25 protein-coding genes are annotated in these 25,074 nt (G+C 50.4%); 16 read left to right on the top strand and 9 right to left on the bottom strand.

Annotated elements, in window-relative coordinates; genetic code table 11:
- Nucleotides 1-4 precede the first annotated feature (4 nt).
- The 3 genes from ABJU74_RS12975 (at nt 5) to ABJU74_RS12965 (ending at nt 1,998) form a co-directional block, all read left to right on the top strand.
- Nucleotides 5-214 carry a hypothetical protein gene (locus tag ABJU74_RS12975; RefSeq protein ID WP_348384687.1) on the top strand — a complete coding sequence of 70 codons (210 nt, stop codon included), beginning with the start codon at nt 5-7 and terminating at the stop codon, nt 212-214.
- A complete protein-coding gene (locus ABJU74_RS12970) occupies nt 211-1,389 on the top strand; it encodes an RsmB/NOP family class I SAM-dependent RNA methyltransferase (RefSeq protein ID WP_348384686.1) in 1,179 nt (392 codons plus the stop codon). Before ABJU74_RS12975 ends, ABJU74_RS12970 begins: the two co-directional genes overlap by 4 nt.
- A gap of 84 nt (nt 1,390-1,473) precedes the next feature.
- Nucleotides 1,474-1,998, top strand: a complete 525-nt coding sequence (locus tag ABJU74_RS12965; protein ID WP_348384685.1) for a tetratricopeptide repeat protein — start codon at nt 1,474-1,476, stop codon at nt 1,996-1,998.
- A gap of 40 nt (nt 1,999-2,038) precedes the next feature.
- Here ABJU74_RS12965 and ABJU74_RS12960 read toward each other — a convergent pair whose 3' ends face one another.
- Genes ABJU74_RS12960 through ABJU74_RS12950 form a run of 3 tightly spaced genes read right to left on the bottom strand, consistent with a single transcriptional unit; the run spans nt 2,039 to nt 4,450 of the window.
- Entirely contained in the window at nt 2,039-2,989 is a 951-nt protein-coding gene (locus ABJU74_RS12960; protein ID WP_348384684.1) for a DUF481 domain-containing protein, read from the bottom strand.
- Between the two features lie 31 nt (nt 2,990-3,020).
- On the bottom strand, nt 3,021-3,509 hold the full coding sequence (locus ABJU74_RS12955) for an RNA pyrophosphohydrolase (protein WP_348384683.1): 489 nt from the start codon (nt 3,507-3,509) through the stop codon (nt 3,021-3,023).
- Nucleotides 3,506-4,450 (bottom strand): alpha/beta hydrolase, encoded by a 945-nt coding sequence (locus tag ABJU74_RS12950; protein ID WP_348384682.1) that lies wholly within the window; start codon nt 4,448-4,450, stop codon nt 3,506-3,508. Before ABJU74_RS12950 ends, ABJU74_RS12955 begins: the two co-directional genes overlap by 4 nt.
- Nucleotides 4,451-4,661: 211 nt before the next feature.
- Here ABJU74_RS12950 and ABJU74_RS12945 point away from each other — a divergent pair, with 211 nt between their 5' ends.
- From ABJU74_RS12945 to ABJU74_RS12915, 7 genes are all read left to right on the top strand, one after another.
- Entirely contained in the window at nt 4,662-6,551 is a 1,890-nt protein-coding gene (locus tag ABJU74_RS12945; protein ID WP_348384681.1) for a 2-oxoacid:acceptor oxidoreductase subunit alpha, read from the top strand.
- Nucleotides 6,548-7,576, top strand: coding sequence for a 2-oxoacid:ferredoxin oxidoreductase subunit beta (locus ABJU74_RS12940; protein ID WP_348384680.1), 1,029 nt, complete (start codon nt 6,548-6,550; stop codon nt 7,574-7,576). The genes ABJU74_RS12945 and ABJU74_RS12940 overlap by 4 nt, the downstream gene beginning before the upstream one ends.
- Before the next feature lie 218 nt (nt 7,577-7,794).
- The gene (locus ABJU74_RS12935; protein ID WP_348384679.1) at nt 7,795-8,823 is read left to right on the top strand and encodes a metal-dependent hydrolase; all 1,029 of its coding nucleotides are present in this window, start codon (nt 7,795-7,797) and stop codon (nt 8,821-8,823) included.
- Entirely contained in the window at nt 8,820-10,211 is a 1,392-nt protein-coding gene (locus ABJU74_RS12930; protein WP_348384678.1) for a deoxyribodipyrimidine photo-lyase, read from the top strand. The genes ABJU74_RS12935 and ABJU74_RS12930 overlap by 4 nt, the downstream gene beginning before the upstream one ends.
- A 163-nt stretch (nt 10,212-10,374) precedes the next feature.
- Nucleotides 10,375-11,157, top strand: a complete 783-nt coding sequence (locus tag ABJU74_RS12925; protein ID WP_348384677.1) for an SDR family oxidoreductase — start codon at nt 10,375-10,377, stop codon at nt 11,155-11,157.
- A gap of 67 nt (nt 11,158-11,224) precedes the next feature.
- Nucleotides 11,225-12,496 (top strand): cyclopropane-fatty-acyl-phospholipid synthase family protein, encoded by a 1,272-nt coding sequence (locus ABJU74_RS12920; protein WP_348384676.1) that lies wholly within the window; start codon nt 11,225-11,227, stop codon nt 12,494-12,496.
- Nucleotides 12,497-12,511: 15 nt separating this feature from the next.
- Nucleotides 12,512-13,747: a serine hydrolase gene (locus tag ABJU74_RS12915; protein WP_348384675.1), complete on the top strand. Its 1,236-nt coding sequence runs from the start codon at nt 12,512-12,514 to the stop codon at nt 13,745-13,747.
- Here the strand turns inward: ABJU74_RS12915 and ABJU74_RS12910 are convergent.
- Together ABJU74_RS12910 and purF are read right to left on the bottom strand one after the other, a co-directional pair.
- Nucleotides 13,740-14,441, bottom strand: a complete 702-nt coding sequence (locus tag ABJU74_RS12910) for an SDR family NAD(P)-dependent oxidoreductase (protein ID WP_348384674.1) — start codon at nt 14,439-14,441, stop codon at nt 13,740-13,742. The two genes, ABJU74_RS12915 and ABJU74_RS12910, sit on opposite strands and share 8 nt — an antisense overlap.
- Before the next feature lie 27 nt (nt 14,442-14,468).
- Complete coding sequence (gene purF, locus ABJU74_RS12905) at nt 14,469-15,962, bottom strand: amidophosphoribosyltransferase (RefSeq protein WP_348384673.1); 1,494 nt, start codon at nt 15,960-15,962, stop codon at nt 14,469-14,471.
- Between the two features lie 198 nt (nt 15,963-16,160).
- Between purF and hisI the strand changes: the two genes are divergently transcribed.
- The 5 genes from hisI to ABJU74_RS12880 all read left to right on the top strand — a co-directional run bounded on the left by hisI (nt 16,161) and on the right by ABJU74_RS12880 (nt 19,842).
- Nucleotides 16,161-16,535: a phosphoribosyl-AMP cyclohydrolase gene (gene hisI / locus ABJU74_RS12900; RefSeq protein ID WP_348384672.1), complete on the top strand. Its 375-nt coding sequence runs from the start codon at nt 16,161-16,163 to the stop codon at nt 16,533-16,535.
- Nucleotides 16,532-17,065: a hypothetical protein gene (locus ABJU74_RS12895; protein ID WP_348384671.1), complete on the top strand. Its 534-nt coding sequence runs from the start codon at nt 16,532-16,534 to the stop codon at nt 17,063-17,065. Before hisI ends, ABJU74_RS12895 begins: the two co-directional genes overlap by 4 nt.
- 37 nt (nt 17,066-17,102) lie before the next feature.
- Nucleotides 17,103-17,540 carry a MerR family DNA-binding transcriptional regulator gene (locus ABJU74_RS12890; RefSeq protein WP_348384670.1) on the top strand — a complete coding sequence of 146 codons (438 nt, stop codon included), beginning with the start codon at nt 17,103-17,105 and terminating at the stop codon, nt 17,538-17,540.
- Between the two features lie 55 nt (nt 17,541-17,595).
- A complete protein-coding gene (locus ABJU74_RS12885; protein ID WP_348384669.1) occupies nt 17,596-19,398 on the top strand; it encodes an acyl-CoA dehydrogenase C-terminal domain-containing protein in 1,803 nt (600 codons plus the stop codon).
- 165 nt (nt 19,399-19,563) lie between these two features.
- Nucleotides 19,564-19,842: a hypothetical protein gene (locus tag ABJU74_RS12880; RefSeq protein ID WP_348384668.1), complete on the top strand. Its 279-nt coding sequence runs from the start codon at nt 19,564-19,566 to the stop codon at nt 19,840-19,842.
- Between the two features lie 59 nt (nt 19,843-19,901).
- Here ABJU74_RS12880 and ABJU74_RS12875 read toward each other — a convergent pair whose 3' ends face one another.
- Genes ABJU74_RS12875 through ABJU74_RS12865 form a run of 3 tightly spaced genes read right to left on the bottom strand, consistent with a single transcriptional unit; the run spans nt 19,902 to nt 22,762 of the window.
- Nucleotides 19,902-20,615, bottom strand: coding sequence for a dienelactone hydrolase family protein (locus ABJU74_RS12875; RefSeq protein ID WP_348384667.1), 714 nt, complete (start codon nt 20,613-20,615; stop codon nt 19,902-19,904).
- Nucleotides 20,612-21,532: a cysteine synthase A gene (gene cysK / locus ABJU74_RS12870; RefSeq protein ID WP_348384666.1), complete on the bottom strand. Its 921-nt coding sequence runs from the start codon at nt 21,530-21,532 to the stop codon at nt 20,612-20,614. The genes ABJU74_RS12875 and cysK overlap by 4 nt, the downstream gene beginning before the upstream one ends.
- Nucleotides 21,533-21,550: 18 nt before the next feature.
- The gene (locus ABJU74_RS12865; protein WP_348384665.1) at nt 21,551-22,762 is read right to left on the bottom strand and encodes an MFS transporter; all 1,212 of its coding nucleotides are present in this window, start codon (nt 22,760-22,762) and stop codon (nt 21,551-21,553) included.
- A 366-nt stretch (nt 22,763-23,128) separates the two neighbouring features.
- Between ABJU74_RS12865 and ABJU74_RS12860 the strand changes: the two genes are divergently transcribed.
- The gene (locus ABJU74_RS12860) at nt 23,129-23,851 is read left to right on the top strand and encodes a L,D-transpeptidase family protein (protein ID WP_348384664.1); all 723 of its coding nucleotides are present in this window, start codon (nt 23,129-23,131) and stop codon (nt 23,849-23,851) included.
- A gap of 9 nt (nt 23,852-23,860) precedes the next feature.
- Here the strand turns inward: ABJU74_RS12860 and ABJU74_RS12855 are convergent, their stop codons facing one another.
- A complete protein-coding gene (locus tag ABJU74_RS12855; RefSeq protein ID WP_348384663.1) occupies nt 23,861-25,024 on the bottom strand; it encodes a cupin domain-containing protein in 1,164 nt (387 codons plus the stop codon).
- Nucleotides 25,025-25,074: the final 50 nt, after the last annotated feature.

The following is a 25,074-nucleotide window of genomic DNA, read 5'->3' as shown; positions in this document are numbered from 1 at the left end:
GACAATGGTTGAACTGAAAATATTGTTGATCTTGATGATTTGGCCGGACGGACAGGATCAAGCCAATCCTATATGGACGGGAGAGCCTTTCGCAACCGTGGCTGAATGCGAGAATTATGCCGCTTTGATCATTGCCGATGCAGTGGAAAAATATGGTACCAATGTGGCCTCGCAGTTTCATTGCCTGAACAAAGATAGTCGCATTCAGGAATGACCCCTTCCGCACGCCTGCAAGCCGCCATTGAGCTGCTTGATGAGATAATTATCGCGGCGCGGGACAATGGCGCTTCGGCGGATAATATTGCTAAGAAATTCTTCAAAGCCCGGCGCTATGCCGGTTCGAAAGATCGCCGCGCGGTGCGCGCGCATGTCTATGCCGCCATTCGCCGGTTTGGCGACCGACCTATAAACGGACGGGCGGCGATGATCGGTTTGGCTGAGGAAACACCTGAGTTGCAGGCATTATTCGATGGATCCACTTATGGGCCAGCCGCCTTGCAACCCGACGAACCGCGTGCCTCCGGCTCGATCATAGCCAGTTGGCTGAACGACAGATTTGCCGCGCCGGTTGATGTTAAAGAGCGCACTGCATTATTTGAACGCGCGCCTTTGGACATCAGGCTGAATCTCAAAAAAGGTGACGCCGATCTGATGGGGGCAACATGGCCGGAGGCCGAACCATTGCCGTTGGACAATGCCTATCGGCTGCCGACCGGAACCAATATAGAAAATAGCCAAGTCTATAATGGCGGTCAGATTGAAGTTCAGGATTTGGGCAGTCAGGCCATTATTGCCGCCTGCTTACCAGGCGCGCCAAAGCTAATATTGGATATGTGTGCCGGGGCCGGAGGGAAAACTTTAGGCTTGTCGGCACAATTGCCCGATGATGTTCAAATCGTAGCAGCGGATACCGATCGTGGACGGTTAAGCCGGATCGAACCGCGGTTGCGCCGATCGGGTGCCGATAATATCGAAACCATATTGCTCTCGCCCAATCAGGAAGATGCAGCGCTCACTTCCTTCAAGTCCCAATGCGATTTGGTTTTGGTCGATGCCCCCTGTACGGGCACTGGAACGTGGCGGCGCAATCCCGAATTGCGTTGGCGAATGACACCGAAAAGACTGCAACAGACCATTGCATTGCAAGCGCGCCTTTTCGCGCTGGCGAGCACAATGGTCGCACCGGGAGGGCGATTGGTTTATGCCGTTTGCTCGCTGCTTGACGCGGAAGGCGGCGATCAAACCGAAACGTTTCTGGACCGGCATTCCGCTTGGCGGGATATAGAGGTTGATTTGCCGATTGGACGTCCATATCGTAAAGGAACTCTACTCACCCCGTATCAAGACGGAACGGATGGCTTTTATTTTACCTGTCTCGAAAAATTGTGATAGCAGAAGATGACGGGTGCCGGCATGTTCACCGAACGTGCAGGTAACCCTGCTAAAAAGCCTGAGTCTTTATTGGAGCTAATTATGCGTTTTTCACCTGCCGCCATTGCTATGTCCCTCGTTTTTGCCACGGTTTCTAGCGCTGGTTTTGGTCAGACGGCTGATGTGGAAATAAAAGCGCGGTCAGTGGCCTATATGGCCCAAGGCGAAGCGGCGCAAAAAAAGGGTAATCTGGATCTTGCGACCGACCTGTATGAAACCGCTTTGGCGGTTGATCCGCGCAATGGGTCAGCTTTTATCGCTTTGGCTCAAATTGCCCGTGCACAAAAATTACCTGGTAAGGCCATTCGCTTTTATCGGGAGGCATTGATCCTCGATCCGAACAATCTGGATGCATTGGCTGGTCAGGGAGAAGCCTTGGTGCAGCGCGGAGCGGTTGAAAAAGCAAAGATCAACTTGTCGCGAATTGAAACTCTTTGTCGCACGCGATGCCCGCAAACGGCACAACTGTCGACCGTGATCGACGCATCGGAAAAATCACCGATATTGTCAGCACAAGCGGTTACACCAAAGCCAAAAGTCAAAGATGAAGCCGTAGCGCCAAATTGATCGTTGGGCTTGTCCCGGATTAATCGCAAAGCCTTCTTCTCTAAAAATCATAGACCAATGTTGCGCGGCTGAGCGTATCGGTTTTTTCGCGTCCGTCAGGCGGGTTGGTTTCATGCTCGACCGCATAAGAAAAACGCGCTGACAATTTGCCATTGATCTTGGCATCCAGCGCGGTGGTGGTTGTCAACGTATTATTGCCCGAAGAGAAAATGACATTGGCGCTTGTTAAACTGCTGGCATCAGAGGCTAAGGTGGCGCCAGCGCCTTGGGAGAGTTTTAGATTTTTGGCTATCGTCCAACCCAGATCCAATCCAATTAGGCCGGCCAGGCTGCTGTCAGATCCGCCATCGGAAAATTCGGTGAGACGCCAAGCAGGCCCCGCTTTCAAATCCAGATTAATATGTTTTTCCTTGAGTACCGAATATCCAATACCGCCTGATACCGTGTAGCGTGCTGAAAACCCTTGAAACGCATCGCGATCAAATTGGGCCAGTCCATAAGTAAAAAGCCGATCATTTATCTTATATTCCGGTTCAATCGCAGCGGCATATTGTTCGCGGTTGGTCACACCATTGCTGCGCTGATAGTCGGCTCTGGCGCGAAACTTCAGGCGCCATTTTACCGCATCTTTAAGGAGCCTTATACCGCCACTAAGCCCAACAGTACTCGAATTGCCGGTGTTGCGAAACCCGCCCAATTCTCCTTCACCGGTCCAATTTTCAAAAAAAGGCGCTTCCATTTTGGCGCGTTTTTCTTCTGCTGCCAACTGTGTTTGTTTTGCGTTATATGCGCTTTGGATGGCGTCAAGTTCGTCAATTTCATCCGGATTGGACAGTTTTGCGAACTTGATGATCGATGCAACTTCCTCTTTTTTGCCATTTGCGATGGCAGCGTCGATCATCGCTTTGACTGGTTCTGGCAATGCGGCATGAGCAGGAGACGACAGGCCAACAGCCACTAAAGGAAGAGACCAAAGAAATTTATGTAACATACTATAATCCTGTGAAAATGGGGGTTCACATTCAGATTAGTGGTGCAAATTCCGTCAATATTGCGCGGTACAAATCGCGTTTAAAGGGAACGATCATATCCGGTAAGCTTGACGGGTCAGCCCACTTCCAAGCCGAAAACTCGGCGTGGTCAGTGGCAATATTGACATGCTTATCATCCCCTGTAAACCGCATCAGAAACCAAAATTGGCGCTGACCCCGATATTTGCCTTTCCAGATTTTGCCCAATAATTCACTGGGCAAATCGTAATAATGTTCATCCTGACTGCGTGCGATTATATCAACATGTTTGCTCGCAATACCGGTTTCTTCCCAAAGCTCTCGCAGCGCGGCTGCTTCGCTGTCTTCTCCCTTATCAATCCCGCCTTGCGGCATTTGCCACGCGTCGGGAAAATCACTGTCTTTTGCATCAAGCCTTTGCCCTACAAAAACTTGACCTTTGGTGTTGGCCAACATGATGCCAGCACAGGGCCGATAAGGAAGCGCGCTGTAGTCGGTCATAAAGCGGCCAAAGTCGTTTTCAGTGCGTTGCAAATACCATCGACATCTTTTTGCGAAGATGGAATGCCTTTGCGCAAACAGATCAAGCCATGGACATTGCCTTTGGCTTCAAAATACGTGACCGGAACTCCGGCATCAATCAACTTGATACCATAGGCCCGTCCTTGATCGCGCAGAGGGTCAAGACCAGCGGTAATCAACACGGTGGGCGGGCTGTTTGCCAAGTCCGCAAAAATCGGATCGCAGCGGATATCTCCGGCTGTACCAGCATAATGGCCTTGAAAATAATCCATCGAGTCTTTGGTGAGCAAAAAGCCTTCGGCAAATTCCGCCATTGAGCCTTCAGAGGCGCTGCTGTCAACAACCGGATAAATCGGAACCTGGGCAATCACCGGAGCCGCCGCGGGATTTTTGGCGAGATCTTGGGCCACGACGATCGCGAGATTGCCGCCAGCACTGTCGCCACATGGAATTAATCCGTCAATTTCAATGCCCAGCACATCCGCTGCATTATCTGCAATCCAACGGGTCGCTGCTTCACAATCATCGGGCGCGGCTGGAAATGGGGCCTCTGGTGCGAGTCGATAGTCAACCGCAATAAGCGGCAAATCCATTTGCGCTGCCATCTCGGTACAATAGGGATGGTGGCTCTCCAGATCTCCGATCACAAAGCCGCCGCCATGATAAAAAATTATCGCCGGGCCTTTTTCGCGCGTTTCCCGTTTGTCATAATAGCGCAGCTTGATATCGCCTCCTGGACCGGGGCAGGTTAAGTCTTTGATTACAGACAGTTGAGTAGGTTCGGCATCGACCAGAAAGCGCATGCCGACATAAACTTCTCGGGCCGCCGCAGGCTCCATTTGATCCATCGGAACTTCTACCGCGGTTTCGAGCATCGCAAGCATAGCCTGTACATCGGGGCGTATATATGCCGGTGTCATCCTTGTTTCTCCGTCTGTTTTTCGTTGTTATCGGTGGTCTATTGCGAGTAGATCAGCGGGGGTTCACTAAGCAAGTTCTATTCTCGGTTACGGTATAGAAAACAGTTCGTTTCAAACAAAAACTTTATCCCTAGTAGTTTTTATGGTTTGAAGCAGAGGTGAGAAGTGCTTTATCGCTTCTTCTAAAGAGTGATGGGTACGGAATTTATATATGGCAACGGCGCTTAAGCAGGACGAAAACGGCAACAATCAATCGGAAAATGCGGAAAATGTGGTTGTTCGCTTTGCAGGGGACAGCGGCGATGGCATGCAGCTCACCGGCGGTCAATTTACGTTGTCGACCGCATTGTCGGGCAGCGACCTTGCAACTTTCCCCGATTTTCCTGCAGAGATTCGGGCGCCGCAAGGCACGTTATTCGGAGTATCGGCTTTTCAGATTAATTTTGGTAGCCGCGCGATTGAAACTGCAGGTGATCAACCAGATGTGTTGATTGCGATGAATCCAGCCGCCCTTAAAACCAATGTCGATGCATTGCGGGATGGCGGTTTGATCATTGCCGATGCGGGGGAATTTGGAAAACGCAATCTCGACAAAGCAAAATATGAAAATGATCCATTGGAAGATGGGTCGCTCGCCAAATGGCAATTGCTTAAACTGGATATTTCCGCCCTGACATTGGAAGCCGTAAAACCCTTTGGTCTTGGCAATAAAGAAGCGTTGCGCTGTAAAAATATGTGGACCTTGGGTCTTGCGCTCTGGATGTTTGAGCGCGAGCGCGAGCCGATTATCGATTGGCTCAAATCCAAATTTGCAAAGTTACCGGATGTGGCGGGTGCCAATATCGCAGCCTTGAATGCCGGCCATGCTTATGGCGAAACAGCTGAACTATCCGGAGATGGTTTGGGCAGCGGTCATCTGACGACCCGTAAAGTCGGCGCTGCGCCTTCAGCACCGGGTGAATATCGGACGGTTACCGGCGCTGAAGCCTTGTCCCTTGGCCTGGTGGCTGGCGCGCAACTTGCTGACCTCCCGATGTTCTTCGGCGGTTATCCGATTACGCCTGCCTCAGCTATATTGCATCATTTGTCACGGCTGAAAGAATTTGGTGTCACAACTTTTCAAGCCGAAGATGAGATAGCGGCTATCGCGGCGGCTATTGGTGCAAGCTATGCCGGCAAATTGGGAATAACGTCGTCTTCTGGTCCCGGAATCGCCCTGAAAGGCGAAGCGATGGGGCTGGCGATCATGACAGAATTGCCGTTGGTCATCATCAATTCGCAGCGCGGCGGTCCGTCGACCGGGCTTCCAACCAAGACCGAACAATCGGATCTGTATCAAGCGATTTATGGCCGTAATGGTGACGCACCGATGCCGGTGATCGCAGCGCGTTCGCCCGGTGATGCTTTTGAATGTGCGATAGAAGCGGTGCGCACAGCAGTGCAATATATGACACCAGTCATGCTGCTTACCGATGGGTATATCGCTAATGCTGCTGAGCCTTGGAAAATTCCCGATGTCGACAGTCTGGAACCTTTCCCGACAAGCTTCCTCGAGGCCATGCCGGAAGGTGGATTGAAACCCTATTCCCGTGATGAAAAGCTGGCGCGCCCCTGGATCAAGCCAGGCACGCCCGATTTGATGCACCGGATTGGCGGCATCGAAAAAGGCATTGATACCGGTCATATTGATTACGGCGCTGCCAATCACCAAAAAATGACTGAAATTCGCCGGGACAAGGTGTTGGGCGTTGCTGATAGCATTCCTGATCAAGATGTAGCATTGGGCCAAGCAGGTGGTAAATTGGCGGTTGTAGGTTGGGGCTCTACTTTTGGCCCGATCCATCAAGCGGTGCGCCGAGCTGTGGAAGCCGGAAAAGATGTCAGCCATATCCACATCAGAAATATCTGGCCGATGCCTAAAAATCTTGGTGAGTTGCTGAAAAGCTTCGACCGGATAATCGTACCGGAAATGAATAGCGGGCAATTGAAAACGGTCTTGCGTGACCAGTATTTGGTCGACGCCAAACCGGTGAACAAAGTGTCCGGACAGCCCTTTACCATTGCCGAAATTGATGCGGCGATTGAGGAGAATCTCTCATGAACGAGATGACAAAAATCACAACGTTGAAAGACTGGGAAACCGACCAAGAAGTGCGCTGGTGCCCCGGTTGTGGCGATTATGCGATTCTCAAGGCCGTGCAGCGCACTATGCCTGACCTCGGCGTTCGTCCTGAAGATACAGTGTTTATCAGTGGCATAGGTTGTTCGTCGCGTTTCCCTTATTATATGGAAACATATGGTTTTCATACCATCCACGGCCGTGCGCCAGCGGTGGCGACTGGTGCCAAGCTCGCCAATCCGGATCTCGATGTATGGATCGTCACGGGCGATGGAGATGCTTTGTCTATCGGCGGCAATCACACAATGCATTTGCTCCGGCGCAATCTCGATTGCCAGATCATGTTGTTCAACAATGAAATTTATGGCCTGACTAAAGGGCAATATTCTCCCACATCTCGGGTGGGAACAAGCAGCCCATCAACACCTTATGGATCGGTTGATCGGCCGGCATCACCTTGTGCATTCGCATTGGGTGCCGGCGCGCGGTTTATTGCGCGTGGCATTGATGTCCATAAAGACCTCACCAACGTGTTGAAGGCGGCGCATAAGCATAAAGGGGCAGCCTTTATCGAGATTTTCCAAAATTGCATCGTTTATAACAAAGATGTTTTTGACGAATTTGCCGCCAAAAAGACCGCGGCATCGACCCAATTGCTCCTGGCTAATGGCGAACCGATGCTGTTCGAAAAAGGCGAAAAAGGGATCACCTTGGATCGTGAGACTTTATCGCTCAAAGTCGTAAACGTCGTCGATGGCGATTGGGAATCTGCTGATGTCATCGTCCATGACGTGACCAATCGGTCAGTAGCACATATGTTAATCGAAATGCCATTTGGAGAATTTCCAATGGCCATTGGTGTGCTTTATGATGATCCGCGACCGACTTTTGAGGCAGCGGTTGTGGCTCAAAATACCGAAGCATCTCAGGGTAAAAAACCGGATCTACAGGCCTTGCTGAACAAGGGGCAGACTTGGACTGTTACCGAGGATGGTCCGCAATTATAGGGTTTATCGTTCCGAATAAGGCGCTGTTAATATAGTCTTTTGTTTGCCAGCATGACGATCGTTTATTCCTCTTGAAAAAATGGTGGCACTTGATTTTGATGCCTAAAATAATGTTGAAAAACAAGAGTTTAATATAGATTCAGGGCGTTGGACAAGGGCTGTGAACACTGTGAACTTTGGGCGGGTTTTGCCGAAAAAGAAAGCAAGGATAGAGTGTCTTGGATAATCTAACCCATAGTCTCGCTGGCGCTGTGTTGGGGCAGCTGGGTTTAAAAAAGAAAACTGGCCTGGGCATGGCCACCTTAATCATCGCCGCGAATATTCCTGACATTGATGCGTTTGCGACCTTATTGGGTGGATTTCAGCATTTGGCTCTCCGCCGCGGTTTTACCCACGGCCCTATTGCCATGCTCGTCTTACCCCTCATGTTGACGGGCATAATGATCTGGTTTGATGGTTGGCAGACAAGGGGCAACAAGCGGCCCTCAGATCGTCTACCGGTACATAAAGGTTGGCTGTTGGCCTTGGCTTATATTGGCACGCTTAGCCATCCCGCCTTAGATTGGTTGAACAGCTATGGCGTGCGGTTACTCGAACCTTTTTCTTCGCAATGGTATTATGGCGACACAATCTTCATCATTGATATTTGGATTTGGGCCGCGTTAATTGCAGGTGTCTGGATTTCTCGACGACGTGAGAAAAAAGGAAGGGCCGACTGGCAGCGGCCCGCTTGGATAAGTTTTGCAGCGATTTGCGCCTATATTATTGCCAATGGTTTGATCACCGGCAAAGCCGAAAAAGATACCGAATTGGCCGTAGAATACAGAACGGGATCGCGCCCTGAACAAGTGGTGGCAAATCCCGTGCCGGTTACCTTTTGGCGTCGCGATATGATTTGGCAATTGGTGGGCCCATCGGGCTATCAATATGGTGAAGGCAAATTTGATTTGTTTCGCAGCGAACCCGTCCAATGGAATGGTGAACTTATCGAAAATAATGTGCCGCCGGAAACAATTGCTAAAGTGCGGGAAAACGATTCCGATGTCGACGCTTTTCTGTTCTGGTCGCGCATGCCAATATTGCAACAAATGGAATCAACAGGGGACGATACAGATATTATCGTAGATTTTTCGGACATGCGTTTTCGTGATCCTCTGGTTGCCGATAGATTCTCCTTGCAGGCTAGATTACCGGGATATTCTGACGACCAGCAAATCGAAACCGAAACCGAAATCGGCGAAGAGTGACAGTTCCCACAATAATCTGGTTTCGCCGCGACCTGCGGTTGGCCGATCAAGCAGCAGTCACCGCTGCGGCGACAAAAGGACCCATTATTCCGGTTTATATTCTGGATGATGAAACACCTAAACACCGCAAAATGGGAGGAGCCTCGCGTTGGTGGCTGCACAAGAGTCTCCAGTCTTTGCAAACAGACTTGCGCGCGCGAGGATCACAACTCATTTTGCGGCGTGGTAGGGCATCTGAAATTTTGACTGAATTGGCACAGCAAACCGGTGCCAGAGAGATTCATGCCATACATCACCATGAGCCCTGGTGGCTCAATGCGCAGAGAGATTTACGGGCCCAGTTGAAGGGTAGCGGCGAACTCATCTTGCATCACGGCAACTATTTGTTGCCCCCAGGTTTGCTAAAAACGGGCAGTGGCGGCCCCTATAAAATTTACACTCCGTTCTGGAAATCGTTGCGCGAACGTATGCCACCGGCACCGACAATAGCAGCGCCCAATATCTTGTCAGCTCCTGCTAAATGGCCGGCAAGTGAGGAACTGCAAAATTGGCAGCTATTGCCCTCTCAGCCGGACTGGGCGAGCGGCTTTGATGCCGAATGGCATCCGGGGGAAAGCGGTGCGCAAAATAGTCTTGAACGGTTTGCGGATATCGCCGACCAATATGATCATGGGCGTAATCTGCCATCAGAAAAGTTGGTGTCTCGTCTTTCACCTCATTTGCATTTTGGTGAAATTAGTCCCACCAGAATTTGGCATCGTCTCGCTGACCAAGGGGCACTGGCCGAAACGTATCTAAAAGAGATTGTTTGGCGAGATTATGCGCAAAATGTCATCACCCAATTTCCGCAATATGGCAGCGAAAGCTATCGCGAGAAATTCCGTGCCTTTCCCTGGCGTGATCTGGCCGACCCGACCGTGCAAAAGGACTATGACGCTTGGTGTCATGGCCAGACAGGCTATCCGATTGTGGATGCCGGCATGCGGGAATTATGGGCAACTGGCTGGATGCACAACCGGGTGCGAATGATTGCTGCGAGTTTTTTGATCAAGCATCTGTTGATCGATTGGCGCGCAGGAGAAAAATGGTTCTGGGACACATTATTGGACGCAGATTTCGGTTCTAACTGCGTGAATTGGCAATGGGTGTCTGGCACTGGTGTCGACAGCAATATGTTCGTTCGGATCATGGCACCGCTGTCTCAGTCCGAAAAATTTGACGCAGGCGACTATATTCGTAAATGGGTTCCGGAACTTTCCGACATCTCCGATCCTTACATTCATGACCCCGAAGAAAGTGGCGCAAAACCAACATCTTATAGATCAAAAATTATTAACCATAAAGCGGCGAGAATGCGGGCTTTGGCCGCCTATGCCGAAGTGAAATAAGGAAAATAGTTTGCAAACACAGATATTTTCCCTTATCGATCCGGACATCTGCAAGAAGGATATCAGGTCGATGAATAACTAGGTTGCCGTTGGGCATTTTCAAAATTTTTAGCGTTCAGCCGCACAGGCTGATTATTTTGACACCTATTATTCAGGATCTTTTATGCACAGATTATCAGAAAAATTTTGCGTTATTACCGGTGCTGCGCGCGGCATAGGAAAAGCCATTGCACAATCATTTGTAGACGAAGGAGCTACGGTGCTCCTGACCGATTGCGATGAAGGCACTCTAAAGCAAGTCGGCGAAGAGTTAAATTGTTCAACGCTGGTTCTTGACGTGGCGAAAGAAGCCGATTGGAATCAGTTAGCTAACCGTTATCCAACCGCCGATGTTGTTGTAAACAACGCCGGTATCACTGGATTTGAAGCAGGGATCGCGCCGCACGACCCGGAAAATGCATCGCTAGAAAATTGGCGTGCGGTGCATCAAGTCAATCTTGATGGGACTTTCATGGGATGTCGTTATGCCATTCGCGCCATGAAAGAAAAAGGCACTGGATCGATTATCAACATTTCCTCGCGCTCCGGTATGGTTGGGATTCCGGGCGCAGCAGCTTATGCTTCATCCAAGGCCGGTATTCGCAATCACAGCAAGTCGGTTGCGCTATATTGTGCGCAATTTGGTTGGAAAATACGCTGTAATTCGATCCACCCGGCTGCGATAATGACGCCCATGTGGGAACCGATGCTAGGCGAAGGCAAACAGCGAGAGGATGCGATGGCCGCTTTGGTGAAAGATACCCCATTGCGGCGGTTCGGAGAAGCGGAAGAAGTTGCTGCGGTCGCTCTGTTATTGGCTTCCGATGAAGCCAGCTATATTACCGGTGCCGAAATGACCATCGATGGCGGAATATTGGCCGGTTCAGCGGCCGCTCCCGGTTCATGATCTATCTGGTTTTGGCAAGAGATAGTGAAGCATTGCCAAGCGTTTATCGCTGGTCCATATCGTCCAAATGAATGCTGAAGCTCCAAAACGCGGCAACCACCTGCTCGACGCGCGAAAGCGCTTCGGGACAGGCGGTGGTTTGCTTGCCAGATTGGCCGCACCGGGATTTCACCGGATTGTGGATCGGATTGATGCCGGTTTGGATTATGGGACGTTCGAGGGTAAATTACCGGACGGGACAACCCGCATTGTCGGCGGCCGAGGCGAAGGGCCGATGGCGGAAATCACGCTTCACAGTTGGAATGCCCTGTTGCGTTTGGTGAACAGCGGTTCTGTTGGATGGTATCGTGCCTGGGAATTGGGAGAATGGGAAAGCCCCGATCTTGTCCCGGTATTTGATCTGTTCACACGCAATAGAGCGGGCCTAAAGGATACCGGCCGGGCGTCTGGTATTTTCCGGCTGATCGCGAAACTTCGGCATGCGCGCCGCGATAATGACAAGGCTCGTGCACGCCAGAATATCCAATATCATTATGACTTAGGCAATGATTTTTACCGGGTCTGGTTGGATGAAACGATGAGCTATTCCAGTGCTCTTTTTGAATCAGCAAATGACCGCAACGAATCGCTCGAAAATGCGCAAGCGAATAAAGTGGCTGCCATCGCCAAGCGTCTGAATCCGCAGCCCGGGCAAAAGCTTTTGGAAATTGGCTGTGGTTGGGGATATTTATCGGGTATCATGGCCCGTGAATATGGTTTGGATGTCACCGGCATATCCCTCTCGGATGAGCAAACCGAATGGGCAAGGGATCATCATCCTGAGGCCCAGTTTTTGATCCAAGACTATCGAGATGTTTCGAGTGAGGATGGCAAGGGTGCATTTGATGCGATTGCCAGTGTGGAAATGGTTGAAGCGGTTGGTCAGCAATATTGGCCAGACTTTCTGGACTGCATTGCCCGCAATCTCAAACCCGGTGGACGGGCTGCTTTGCAATATATCAGCATAGCTGACGATATATTCAGTCAATATGCGCAGAGCGCTGATTTCATTCAGACCTATATTTTCCCCGGCGGCATGTTGCTTTCGGAAAGCCGTTTTCGCGCGCTGGCAGAAGAACGAGGCTTGCAATGGACCGATCAACATGATTTTGGACCAGACTATGCGAAAACGCTGAACCAATGGCGGGCGCGTTTTGATGCTGTAGTGGAGCAGGGCAATTTGCCTTCCGGTTTTGATGAGCATTTCGTGCGGCTGTGGCGTTATTATTTCGCTTATTGCGAAGGTGGCTTCACGGGCGGCGGTATAAATGTTTCTCAAGTGACTTTAATTAAAGAATAATAACAGGAGCGGATCATGGGACTAGGCAAGACACTGACATTAGCGATGACCGGAGTAGGATTGTGTCTCGCACTTCCAGGCTGTGAGAAAGTAAAAGAAGTCGCTGCAGATGCAGCGGGTTTGCCCACCGATAAGAATATTTTATTTTGGACAGATGATCAAAGAGCCAAAGCTTTCCGAATGATGGATAGTCTAGTTCCCTCTAACACAATAGCTGCAGGTGGCGAGCCAAAGGCGCTTTCTCAAGGGCCTGATTTGCCTACAGAATTTGACGTTGCTGGCAAAAAACTCTCTGTCGATCAATATATGGCTGATCAGCGGATGGCCGGAATCGTGATTTTACAGGACGGCAAAGTCCGGCTTGAAGAATATCGTATGGACTTTGGCAAGGATGACCGCTGGACTTCGTTTTCTGTGGCCAAATCCTTGGTCTCAACGATGGTGGGTGCAGCGATTAAAGATGGACTTATCCAATCTATTGATGACCCTTTGACTGACTATATTCCCGAACTCAAAGGCAGCGGATATGACGGGGTGACGGTTCAGCAGTTGTTGACCATGACGTCCGGTGTCAAATGGAATGAAGATTATGCGGATCCCAAGTCGGATGTTGCCCAATTTAACAATACCCAACCCGTCGATGGCATGGACCCGATCATTGTCTATATGAAGACCTTGGAAAACGAAGCGGAGCCGGGAACGCGCTGGCAATATAACACTGGAGAAACCAACTTAATCGGGGTCTTGGTGGCCAAAGCGACTGGTAAATCCATATCGGAATATCTCTCTGAAAAAGTCTGGGTGCCTTATGGCATGTCACAAGATGGCGAATGGCTGCTGAATGAAGGCGGTAAGGAAATTGGCGGCTGCTGCATTTCAGCGACCGTCAGAGATTATGCTCTATTCGGTCAATTTGCGATGGATGGCGGACGGATTGGGGAAGATTCAATCGTACCGGAAGGTTGGTTTGCCAAAGCGGGCACCAAGCAAGCCGATATTGATGTTCCGGGCCGTGGATATGGCTATCAATGGTGGACATTTGATGATGGCAGTTTTGCGGGGCAAGGAATTTTCGGGCAAGGTATTTTTATTGACCCGGCACGAAAATTGGTCGTTGCGAGCAACGGCAACTGGCCCAGCGCAACGCCGGAAGAGCAGGGTGCACAGCGCATCGCCTTTTTCAACGCGGTAAAGAGCTATCTGGATACGGAAAGTGTTGAAGAACCGGTTAGCGATCGGTCGGCTAACTAATATCGAAGCGTTCTCCGGTTTCGAAATTACTCTCGAGAATTTCTACCATTTGGTCAGCGACGACATCCGGTGATTTGACGGATTGCGGGTCTTCGCCGGGATAGGCATTTGCCCGCATCACCGTGCGCGTACGACCAGGATTGATGATAGCTGTGCGTAATTTTGCGAGATTGCGCATTTCTTCGCCATAGCTGATTACCAAGGTTTCCAATGCGGCTTTTGAGGCGCCATAAGCCCCCCAAAATGCGCGGGGTGCGCGGCCAACACTACTGGTCAAGGCGAGCAACCGGGCATCATCGCTTTTACGCATCATCGGATCAAATCCAGCAATTAAAGCTTGCTGTGCGATTAGGTTCAAAGTCAAAACATTGTTGAATTCTTTGCCATCAATCGCCGGAACCGGTGTCAGCGAACCCAGCATCGCTGCGTTGAGGATCATGATATCAAGCGCGTCCCAACGTTCAGAAATGGCTTGCGCCAATCGGCCAATACTATCGCCATCTGTCAAATCGAGCGGGGCAATGGTTGCACTGCCTCCCGCTTCATGGATTTTATCCTCCACTTCCTCCAGAGCCTCGGCAGTTCTCGCGGTCAAGATCACATGTGCCCCTTTGGCCGCTAAGGCAATGGCTGTGGCCGCACCAATTCCGCGGCTGGCGCCCGTCACCAATGCCAGTTGATTTTCAAAGCTCATGGAAAACTATCACCTACAACAGATTGTTTAGCCAACTGGTTCTACCAAAATCGGCGCGTCTTTCGCCGCGACTTGTTCGTTCAACATCGTCAATTGATCTGGCTGCTGCTCACCTTCTTGATCGGTCAATGGTGTCGGATAAGCGCCGGTGAAGCATGCATCGCAATATTGCGGTTGGGCTTCTGCACGCATATCTTCACCAACAGCGCGATAGAGTCCGTCAATCGAAATGAAGGACAGACTGTCCGCTTGAATATAGTCGCACATTTGCTCAATCGATTTCATCGCTGCCAGCAATTTTTCCCGTTTTGGAGTGTTCACTCCGTAGAAACAACTGTGCATAGTTGGCGGGCTTGCGATACGCATATGCACTTCAGCAGCACCTGCTTCGCGCATCATCTGGACGATTTTCAAGCTGGTCGTTCCACGGACAATGCTGTCATCTATCAGAACAATTTTCTTGCCGTTGACCAAGGGGCGATTGGCATTATGTTTAAGTTTTACGCCGAGATGGCGAACACCATCTCCGGGCTGGATAAAGGTTCGTCCGACATAATGTGAGCGAATGATACCGAGTTCGAACGGAATTCCCGATTGTTCTGCATAACCAATAGCTGCCGGAGTTCCACTGTCTGGTACGGGGATTACGTAGTCGGCATCCACCGGATTTTCGATTGCTAACTGCGCGCCAATTTCTTTACGCACACTATAGACCGAAGACCCATCGACGATGGAATCGGGACGAGAAAAATAGACATGTTCAAATATGCAGGGCCGCGCGCTGGTTTCCCCAAATGGACGATGGGAACGCATTTCGCCGTTGGTTACGACAATTAATTCTCCAGCATCGACGCTGCGGACATATTCTGCTCCGACCAAATCCAGCGCGACCGTCTCTGATGCGAAGACATAAGCATCACCAATTTTACCAATGACCAGCGGTCTGATGCCCAGTGGGTCGCGGCAAGCAATCATCCCATCTGGCGTCATGCAGATTAATGAGTATGCGCCTTCAACACGCCGCAAGGCGTCAATAAACTTGTCTAACAATGTGCGATATTTTGATGTCGCGAGCAAATGAATGATAACTTCAGTGTCGCTGGTAGATTGAAAGATAGAGCCGTTTTGCACCAATTCTTGGCGTAATTTTTGCGCATTGGAAATATTGCCATTGTGAGCAATAGCAAAACCGCCAGAAGCGAGATCTGCTTCCAGCGGTTGAATGTTTCTTAGCGTTCCAGCTCCGGTGGTCGAATAGCGGACATGGCCGCAAGCATAGTCGCCGCGAAGCTTGTCCATAACCTCGGCACTGTCGAAATTACCCGCAACCGGACCGAGCGCACGATGGCTGTAAAATTCACGTCCGTTGCGGCAGGTTATCCCAGCCGCTTCTTGTCCGCGATGTTGCAGCGCGTGAAGACCAAGTGCAACCATCGCTGCGGCATCATCTATACCGGCGACACCAAATACACCGCATTCTTCACGTAGCTTATCATCTTCAAACGGGTGGGTTGTCAGCATATCGCACCTTGTTTGTTGCCCAAATTTAAGACGCCGCACCGGCACCCTCAGGGAGATGGCAGGGATATAGGTTTGAATCTCCGGTTTGTCTTCCCCCTTGGTCATAAAAATATCATATTTGTCATTCTGTAACCGTCCCATTTGAAGAAAGGCCGGTTTTGCGTTGCGCGGGACGCATGGGATGTTTAACTCAGCCGCATGACTTGTGATAAAAATGACGACCGGGAAACCGGTTCCACCCTCAAACCCAAATATGATTCGAATGGATTGCTCTCTGCCGTGGTCACTGATGATTCGTCCGGCGAGGTCTTGGTGATTGCTTTTATGGATGCCCAAGCACTGCAAATGTCCCAAGATACGGGTGTTGCGCATTTCTATTCTCGCAGCCGCAAAAAACTCTGGAAAAAGGGTGAAACATCGGGAAATATTCTCAGCATCGTTGAAATGCGCATAGATTGTGATCAGGATGCTGTTTGGATCAAAGCTAAACCCGCCGGTCCAACCTGCCACACCGGAGCGACGAGTTGTTTCTACCGCGTTATAAAAAATGGCGCTCTTGAGATGGTGGAATGAAACCAGCCGTTTTCTGTTTGATATCCTTGCTTTTGGTCGGCTGCAGTGAGGCCGACAAAGATACCCAAAACGCAGGCACCGCTGACGCGCCGCTTTCTTCGCTGGAAAAAGCCGCGATTGAAGCGGGAGTAATCCCCGATAGTCGCAATATCAGCCTGTCGGGCGCTTTTGAAAGACGAAGCGACTTGGGTGAAGATCGGTTTTGTGCGGTGGGCAATGATGAGCGCGGATATCAAGTTGGATTAATCGCTGTATTCGGCCCTGATAGCAAATGTGAAGGACAGGGCGCTGCTACTCGTAATGGGGAAGAAATCAGCATAATATTGGATAGCGAACAGCGCTGCACTTTTACCGCAAGTTTTGATGGCGTTGCTTTACAATTACCGGGCGAATTGCCGGAATCTTGCGCGAGCTATTGCACTCCTCGGGCAGGATTTAGTGGCGTAAGCTTCTTTTTAGTAGGCGAGGGGGATGCCGTCGCGCGTTCCACCCGTGGCCGCGAAATTGAGAATCTGTGTCCGGGCGGTTAGTATTGACGTTTACGTTAGCGTAAGCTATAGGTAAGGCATGTCGAAACCGCTCAACCATGCAGAAATCGATACGCCAGACCTCAAGAATCGCGAAACATTTTCAATTTCCGATTTGTCAGAAGAATTTGGGGTAACCGCACGCGCGCTTCGTTTTTACGAGGACGAAGGTCTTATTGCACCACATCGCAAGGGCCTGGCTCGGATTTATACGAAGCGTGATCGCGCTCGCCTCGCGTGGATTATGCGCGCAAAAAATGTCGGCTTCAGCCTGACCGAAATTCGTGAAATGATAGATCTTTACGATCTAGGCGATGGACGGATCACGCAAATGGAGGTGACCTTGGAACGCTGTCAGGAAAAAGTGGATCTGTTGAAAAAACAACGCAACGATATCGACAGTTCGATCAAAGAACTTACCGAATTTATTAAGATTGTGCAGGACGCCGTGACCGAGGCAAAAGCACAGCAAGCATAGAGGATTATTGCCAGTATATTCTGGCCGCACCCAAATTTATAGAAAGGTAGAGATAATGCCAAATTATCAAGCCCCCGTTCGTGACACCCAATTTATTATCAATAATGTGCTCAATGTAGAGCGATTTTCGAACCTGCCTGGGTTTGAAAATGCAACGCCTGAAATGATTGATGCTATTCTCACGGAAGGCAGCAAATTTATTGAAAATGTGCTTTTCCCATTGAACCAAGTTGGTGACACCGAAGGATGTACACGTCACGAAGATGGCAGTGTCACGACACCAACCGGTTTTAAAGACGCCTATAAACAATATTGCGAAGCAGGTTGGGGGACTTTGTCAGGTCCCGAAGAATATGGCGGGCAAGGTTTGCCCCATATCGTATCCATGGCATTTGAAGAATATATGGCTAGCGGCAATATGGCCTTTGCCATGTATCCTGGCCTGACTCATGGCGCGATTTCATCGATATTGGCAAAAGGTAACGATGAACAGAAGGCCAAGTTCGTTCCCAAAATGCTCTCGGGTGAGTGGACGGGAACAATGAATTTGACTGAACCCCATTGCGGAACGGATTTGGGATTAATCAGAACCAAGGCGGAACCCAATGCCGATGGTTCGCACGCAATTACCGGAACCAAGATTTTCATCTCTTCCGGTGAACATGACATGGCTGAGAATATCATTCATTTGGTGCTCGCTAAAACCCCCGATGCGCCGGATAGCGTAAAAGGTATTTCGCTATTCATCGTGCCCAAGTTTATCGTCAATGAAGACGGATCGTTGGGAGATAAAAACCCCGTATCCTGTGGATCGATTGAGCATAAAATGGGTATTCATGGCAATTCAACATGCGTGATGAACTATGATGGTGCGACCGGTTATATGGTCGGCGAAGAAAATAAAGGCCTTGCCGCAATGTTCATCATGATGAACGTTGCTCGTCTGGGTGTGGGGCAACAGGGGCTTGGCATAGCAGAAGTCGCCTATCAAAACGCCGTTCACTATGCCAATGATCGCCGTCAGGGTCGGGCTTTGACGGGACCGGAAGATCTTGATGCCAAGGCGGATACACTATTTGTGCACCCTGATGTACGCCGGATGCTCTTGGATGGAAAAGCCTTTACCGAAGGAATGCGTGCATTGTGCCTATGGGGCGCCTTGCAAGCTGATTTGATTCACAAAGCGCAAAGCGAAGAAGACCGGCAAATGGCGGATGACCTGTTGTCGCTGTTAACCCCGGTTATCAAAGGCTATGGCACCGACAAAGGCTATGAGATCGCCACTAATGCGCAGCAAGTCTATGGCGGACACGGTTATATTGGTGAATGGGGTATGGAGCAATATGTGCGCGATGCACGGATTGCGATGATTTACGAAGGCACCAATGGCATTCAGGCGATGGACTTAGTAGGCCGAAAACTCGCACAAAATGGCGGGCGCGGCGTACAAGCTTTGTTTGCAGTCATTGCCAGTGAGGTGGAAGAGGCGAAAGCCAACGAAAAACTCAAGGGCTTTGCCGAGGGTCTCGAAAAGGCCTCGGGTGAACTTCAAAAGGCGACAATGTGGTTCATGCAGAATGCGATGGCCAATCCCAATAATGCAGGAGCTGGTGCGCATCATTATATGCATATCATGGGCATTGTTGCCCTTGGTTTAATGTGGTTGCGTATGGCTAAAGCAGCCTCCGATGCCATAGAGGCCGGCGATGACAACGCTCAATTTTACGAAAGCAAGCTCGTCACCGCGCAATATTATAGCGAACGGTTTTTCCCGGATGCTGGATCTTTGCGTCGAAAAATTGAAGGCGGTAGTGAAGCCATAATGGCTCTAGAACCGGAGATGTTTGCCGTCGCCTAAGCATAATATGCGCCGCGATAAGCAGTGCCTGACTTGCGGTGGCTTTCAGAAACCGCCAAAAAGTCTCGTTTTTGGCTCGCTATGCCGCTGCCTGCTTGTGATAGGGGCAGCGGTTTTGCATAAGTGAAATCGACAGGGGAATGATCTGCATTAGGAGTAGATGCAATGCATTCCAAAGAAACGATAAAGCCGCGTCGGAGAATGACCCCCTATCTAATCACCGTCGGCGTCGGATTTTCGATGGCCGCAGGCGGGGTGGCTGCTCAGGATACACAAGAAGAACCTATGGAATCGGAAATTCCAGCCCCGACCATCGATACGGATGGCGATGGGACCATGGATGCTTGGGACCGCAGCGGCGATGGCCAGCCCGATGCTTGGGATACAGATGCGGATGGCAAGCCGGATCTTCTCGATGATGATGGTGATGGCAAGCCGGATTAACCCTCTTTGCCTTAGGGTCGCAAGCGCGCCGGGTGAATCTTTCACTCGGCGCGTTCCTTTTAGAATAATTCCTCAAACATGCTCAACATGGCAGCTTTGCTTTGCAAGTCGGCAGACTTATTATAGGCAACAGCATCTAATGGTTTGCCGTCACTAGCGGGATCAGTAAAGCCGTGCACGACCCCTGTATATGTATGCATGTGGCAATCAGCACCGGCAAAGTCCATTTCTTCAAGAAAAGCGCGGACTTGTTTTGGCGGAACCAAGGGGTCGGCCCGGCCATGGCAGACCAGAAGCCGCGCTTTAATGGCGCCCCTTTTCGCGGGAAGTGGTGTCGCCAATAGGCCGTGAAAACTCACCACCAGTGCAAGATCTTCCCCGCCGCGGGCCATTTCCAAAACAATCTCTCCACCCATACAATAGCCAATCGCAGCCAGCCGGTGGTTTGCGAGTTTGGACCGCGTGCGCAGTTCATCCAACGCACAGCGAAATCTTGCGCGGTAATTTTCGGGATCGGCGCGTAGCGTATTGGCCAGAGTTGAAGCCAATCTGTGATCGGTAACTTCGCCTTGGCCATAAAGATCGCAGACCATCGCAGAATAGCCTTGGGCTGCTAGCCATCGGGCCCTCTCGAACATGATTTTGTTCGGCCCCGCGATGGTGGGAACAATTAATATCCCGGCGCGAGGGTAGCGACTTGGCTGAGCCATATAGCCCGCAAGTTCTAGATCACCGTGATGATAGGTGAATGTATTGACTTCAATGGAGCTCATTCTTCAGGCAAAAATTCTGGAACCGAAAGATAGCGTTCACCAGTATCATAGTTAAATCCAAGAATATTGGCCCCTTCGCCTAATTCTGGAATTTTTTGCGCAATGGCCGCCATGGTCGCGCCTGAACTTATGCCAATAAGCATCCCTTCTTCTTTTGCCGCGCGAAGGGCCATCGCTTTCGCATCCACTGGATCAACTAGAATAGCACCATCAATGCTTTGGGTGTGCAAATTTCCTGGAATAAATCCAGCACCGATGCCCTGGATCGGGTGTGGACCGGGTTGTCCGCCGCTAATCACTGGCGAACCTGTTGGCTCAACGGCAAAGACTTTTAAACCGCTCCATTCTTGTTTCAAGACTTCCGCTACACCAGTGATATGGCCGCCGGTTCCAACCCCTGTGATAATTGCATCTAGCGGTTTGTCTTTAAAATCAGCCAAAATCTCCTGTGCGGTCGTCCGTTTGTGCACTTCAAAATTAGCGGGATTTTCAAATTGCTGCGGCATCCAAGCGCCTGGTGTTGAATCGATCAGCTGCTGCGCGCGTTCAATCGCGCCCTTCATGCCTTTTTCTTTCGGGCTCAAATCAAAACTGGCCCCATAAGCAAGCATCAAGCGCCGCCGCTCGAGAGACATGGATTCGGGCATTACCAAGATTAATTTATAACCCTTGACGGCTGCAACCATGGCTAATCCCACGCCTGTATTGCCGGATGTGGGTTCGATAATCGTGCCACCTTCTTTCAAAGCTCCAGACTTTTCTGCATCCTCAATCATTGCCAATGCGATCCGGTCTTTAATCGACCCACCCGGATTGGATCGCTCGGACTTGATCCAGACATTGGCATCACCGAACAAGCGCTGCATTTTTATGTGCGGCGTATTTCCAATGGTTTGAAGGATATTGTCGGCGATCATTGTTTCATTCTCCTGACTTTAGGTGGTGTTTGTTTCGCGTTTCTCTTCTTTTTCTAGATCCTTGGGCGGATCAAAAGTCTTGGCTGCGCCGAGTTGCGGGAACAGTCGTGACCAAATTCCAGTGACCACTATAGCACCTGCACCGCCTGCGACAATGGCTGCGATGGGACCAAATAAAACGGCAAGACCGCCGGACAAAGCGTCGCCAAGTTCATTGGATGCGCTAATCGTCATCTGGCTCACCGCATTGACGCGTCCGCGCCTGTCATCGGGAGTATGTAATTGGATCAGCGAACTGCGGACATAGACGCCAAACATATCGGCTGCGCCGCATAGAGCAAGGCAAGCCATAGAAAGCGGAAGGGAAGTGCTCAGGCCAAATCCTATCGTACCGAAACCGAAGACTATCATCGCCAGCAGCATCATATTGCCGACATTGCGCGACAAAGGTGCAAAAGAAAAAATACCCGCAACAATCACGGCGCCGACCGCTGGCGAAGCGGCCAATAGGGACAATCCAATCTCTCCCGCTCCCAAAATATCTTTTGCGAAGACGGGGATCATAGCGGTGGCACCAGCCAGGAACATCACCAGCAAGTCCAGCGTGATAGCGCCCAAAACCAGTTTGTTGGTCCAGACATAGGACATGCCATCCATGACTTGCTGTAGCGGGCCTCGTGTGCGATCAATCGCGCTCCGCGTAACCGGGCCAATCATAAAAATGGAGATCATGGACAAAGCATAAAGCGCTGCGCAGACAAAATAGGGTAGGGCAGGCGCAATTTTATATAATGGCCCAGCCATACCAGGACCAGCAATAACCCCAACCTGCCAAGCAATGGTGGACAGGGCTATGGCGCGAGGCAGTGATTCTTTTGGGACCAAATTTGGAGCAAGGGATGTCACTGCAGGGCCTAAGAAGGCTCGGCAAATTCCCAGCAGCACCGCAATAATATATATGGCCAGAAGCGAAATTTCTTCGCTGACCGTCATTAGTCCCAAAATAAGAGCGATGGCGGCTTGCGCGCCCAAGACTATCCGCGCAATCCAGCGCCGGTCTAAATGGTCTGCTACCCAGCCGACAACCGGCGTTAAGACAAATAGCGGGACAAATTGCAAAAGCCCGAGAAGACCCAAAATTCCGGCAGATGCTCCGACGCCAAGATCCTCACGAGCAAGATTATAAGCCTGCCATCCCAGGATGAGCATCATTGCATAAAGCGCAAACATCGACGCCAATCGTGAAAACCACAAATAGCGATAATTGGGTATTGAAAATGGATGAGGCGCGGCTTGCGTGATGATGCTCTAATTTCTCTGCTAGCTGGTAGTTGAAAGACCAGTAAACCAGCTCGGCACTGCGAGGACAGCAAATTATGACTTGCTCTTCATTTTTTGTTCGTTTCCCAATCTGATTTGAGAAAAATCAATGGGATATTGTCGGATTTTCTCCCAATTCGCGTCGATCACGATTTTTAACGATGCTTTTTAATCTTCTTCTTGTGGGCGTCTCCTAGCGGCACAGCTCAGATTCCGCGATGGTTGCTCGCTTTTGCTTTTGGTAAACAAATGATTAAGTTTTCAGGAGCAGCGGATATGTCTCATCAAATTGCTATGCGGATAAGTCAATCGATATTGGCTTTAGCCGGGATCGCTATTTTTGTCTTGGTGATCACTGGCTCTATTCGCGCCGTTGCTGCCGAGGGGTCGATCGATCCAGCAGACTCATCAGACATTGCAGCAGCGGAGAAAGAAACTATCGCTCCAGTGAATATTCCCGGCGCATCTGCTGCGGTTACCGTCGCTGCCGCACCATCTGAATCGATTGTAGAGGATTTGCCATCTGCAACAGCTTCTCCCTTCGTTGTGAAACGGGTGCTGGAAATTGATGAACCTTTTGTGCACGGCTATTATAAGTGGGACGATGCCGGTGTACCCGATGGTGAGATTGTTATCACCGTGGATCTGAAAGCAGAATCCATGTCCGTATTCAAAGGCGGCTATGAAATTGGGGCGACGGTTATAAAATTTGGTGATGTGTTAAAACCGACGCCAACCGGCGTTTTCCCGATCACGCAAAAAAGCAAAGATCATATCTCTAATATATATGACGTCCCCATGCCTTACATGCTGCGATTGACCAATGATGGCATTGCGATACATGCCGCTGAAGTGAAATGGGGCCACGGAACGCGCGGATGCATTGGCGTGCCTCATGAATTTGCTCGGCTTTTGTTCGAGCAAGTGAAATTGGGTGACCGGGTGATTGTTACCAATGGCAAGCGCATTCATATGGGTGATCCGATCGTAGCCGGCTAAGAGTTCCTCTCACTCGGATTCTTCTTCCGGCAAAAAATCCAGACTGCCTTGATTGAAAAGTCGAACGGCCAATTGTATCGCATCTTGGGTGTGGATCCATTCCATCGCTATCGGTTGCATCCGATGATGACAGAGGTTTTTTGCAAAGGCCGCGCTGTTCTCGCTGCATAGAAATTGCTTCCCATCAACAAATAGCTGGACCTGTGTTTGTGATTTTTCGATGAAGGAGAACCGGCTGGCCGGGTTGCGGAAGAGTTTCCCGCCGCTATTCAATCGGTCGCTCAAACCTGCGCTGTCTATTTGTTCATCCGGACTCCAGTCCAAATCAGGATATTTGGGTGTGCTGCTATATTGCCCAAACCAATGTGCAAAGGCTTCCCGATCATCCAGCTTTTCGGTTATCATTTGATGCAATTGATCAATCGCTAGGGCCGAAATTTCGCCAGGATTATGCTGTTTGCGAATTCGCGGATCCTGAAAACGTTCTTCTTCCGGCAACTCGGCCAGCAAATCATCAACCCAATAGCCAATCAGTTCACTCCGGGATGGCGCGCGACATCCGATCGAATAGGTCATGCATTCATCGCCGATGGCGATGCCTTCATGGGCATATCCTGGCGGGATGTAGAGTATGTCGCCGGGATTGCAGATCCAGCTTTCTACCGTCTGATAATCAGCGAGCAGACGCAAATCATCATGCGGTATTAAGGCTGTCTTCTCATCACAAACTTCGCCGATGCTCCATCGTCTTTGCCCCGCGCCTTGGACCAGGAAGACGTCATAATGATCAAAATGCGGTCCAACGCCGCCGCCATTAGCAGCATAGCTCACCATCACATCATCGATCCGCCAATCTGGTATGAATCGAAAGGAATCTATTAATGCGTTAACCTCTGGCACATAATGATCGACGGCCTGCACCAGCAAAGTCCAATCTTTCCTCCCCAGCGATGCAAATCGTTGCTCCGGGAAGGGGCCATGTTCCAATTTCCATTTTGTATCGGAATTGCCAGAAACAAGCCGCGCTTCCACCCCGTCTTCACATGCCAGTCCGGCCAGCAGATTGGCGTCCAATGGATTACGCCAATGGTCCCAAGGATTGGGAATGAAAACCGGTTGCTGTTGCCAGTCATTCTGTAGGAAATTGTCAATATCGAAATCGGAGAAACGCATCGGAACCCTATACGAACTTCCGCGGTATAATCACCAATTTTATCGTATGA

This window comes from Parasphingorhabdus sp. (assembly GCF_039982415.1).
Taxonomy (GTDB): Bacteria; Pseudomonadota; Alphaproteobacteria; order Sphingomonadales; family Sphingomonadaceae; genus Parasphingorhabdus.
Note: the sequence above shows the minus strand (reverse complement) of the source record. Positions and strands in the feature narration are given on the sequence as shown.

What these genes read in the sequence shown, in the direction of transcription:
- ABJU74_RS12975 (WP_348384687.1), top strand. Translation starts at nt 5, where the DNA reads ATGGTTGAACTGAAAATATTGTTGATCTTGATGATTTGGCCGGACGGA.
- ABJU74_RS12970 (WP_348384686.1), top strand. Translation starts at nt 211, where the DNA reads ATGACCCCTTCCGCACGCCTGCAAGCCGCCATTGAGCTGCTTGATGAG.
- ABJU74_RS12965 (WP_348384685.1), top strand. Translation starts at nt 1,474, where the DNA reads ATGCGTTTTTCACCTGCCGCCATTGCTATGTCCCTCGTTTTTGCCACG.
- ABJU74_RS12960 (WP_348384684.1), bottom strand. Translation starts at nt 2,989, where the DNA reads ATGTTACATAAATTTCTTTGGTCTCTTCCTTTAGTGGCTGTTGGCCTG.
- ABJU74_RS12955 (WP_348384683.1), bottom strand. Translation starts at nt 3,509, where the DNA reads ATGACCGACTACAGCGCGCTTCCTTATCGGCCCTGTGCTGGCATCATG.
- ABJU74_RS12950 (WP_348384682.1), bottom strand. Translation starts at nt 4,450, where the DNA reads ATGACACCGGCATATATACGCCCCGATGTACAGGCTATGCTTGCGATG.
- ABJU74_RS12945 (WP_348384681.1), top strand. Translation starts at nt 4,662, where the DNA reads ATGGCAACGGCGCTTAAGCAGGACGAAAACGGCAACAATCAATCGGAA.
- ABJU74_RS12940 (WP_348384680.1), top strand. Translation starts at nt 6,548, where the DNA reads ATGAACGAGATGACAAAAATCACAACGTTGAAAGACTGGGAAACCGAC.
- ABJU74_RS12925 (WP_348384677.1), top strand. Translation starts at nt 10,375, where the DNA reads ATGCACAGATTATCAGAAAAATTTTGCGTTATTACCGGTGCTGCGCGC.
- ABJU74_RS12920 (WP_348384676.1), top strand. Translation starts at nt 11,225, where the DNA reads ATGAATGCTGAAGCTCCAAAACGCGGCAACCACCTGCTCGACGCGCGA.
- ABJU74_RS12915 (WP_348384675.1), top strand. Translation starts at nt 12,512, where the DNA reads ATGGGACTAGGCAAGACACTGACATTAGCGATGACCGGAGTAGGATTG.
- ABJU74_RS12910 (WP_348384674.1), bottom strand. Translation starts at nt 14,441, where the DNA reads ATGAGCTTTGAAAATCAACTGGCATTGGTGACGGGCGCCAGCCGCGGA.
- purF (WP_348384673.1), bottom strand. Translation starts at nt 15,962, where the DNA reads ATGCTGACAACCCACCCGTTTGAAGATGATAAGCTACGTGAAGAATGC.
- hisI (WP_348384672.1), top strand. Translation starts at nt 16,161, where the DNA reads ATGACTTGTGATAAAAATGACGACCGGGAAACCGGTTCCACCCTCAAA.
- ABJU74_RS12895 (WP_348384671.1), top strand. Translation starts at nt 16,532, where the DNA reads ATGAAACCAGCCGTTTTCTGTTTGATATCCTTGCTTTTGGTCGGCTGC.
- ABJU74_RS12890 (WP_348384670.1), top strand. Translation starts at nt 17,103, where the DNA reads ATGTCGAAACCGCTCAACCATGCAGAAATCGATACGCCAGACCTCAAG.
- ABJU74_RS12885 (WP_348384669.1), top strand. Translation starts at nt 17,596, where the DNA reads ATGCCAAATTATCAAGCCCCCGTTCGTGACACCCAATTTATTATCAAT.
- ABJU74_RS12880 (WP_348384668.1), top strand. Translation starts at nt 19,564, where the DNA reads ATGCATTCCAAAGAAACGATAAAGCCGCGTCGGAGAATGACCCCCTAT.
- ABJU74_RS12875 (WP_348384667.1), bottom strand. Translation starts at nt 20,615, where the DNA reads ATGAGCTCCATTGAAGTCAATACATTCACCTATCATCACGGTGATCTA.
- cysK (WP_348384666.1), bottom strand. Translation starts at nt 21,532, where the DNA reads ATGATCGCCGACAATATCCTTCAAACCATTGGAAATACGCCGCACATA.
- ABJU74_RS12865 (WP_348384665.1), bottom strand. Translation starts at nt 22,762, where the DNA reads ATGTTTGCGCTTTATGCAATGATGCTCATCCTGGGATGGCAGGCTTAT.
- ABJU74_RS12860 (WP_348384664.1), top strand. Translation starts at nt 23,129, where the DNA reads ATGTCTCATCAAATTGCTATGCGGATAAGTCAATCGATATTGGCTTTA.
- ABJU74_RS12855 (WP_348384663.1), bottom strand. Translation starts at nt 25,024, where the DNA reads ATGCGTTTCTCCGATTTCGATATTGACAATTTCCTACAGAATGACTGG.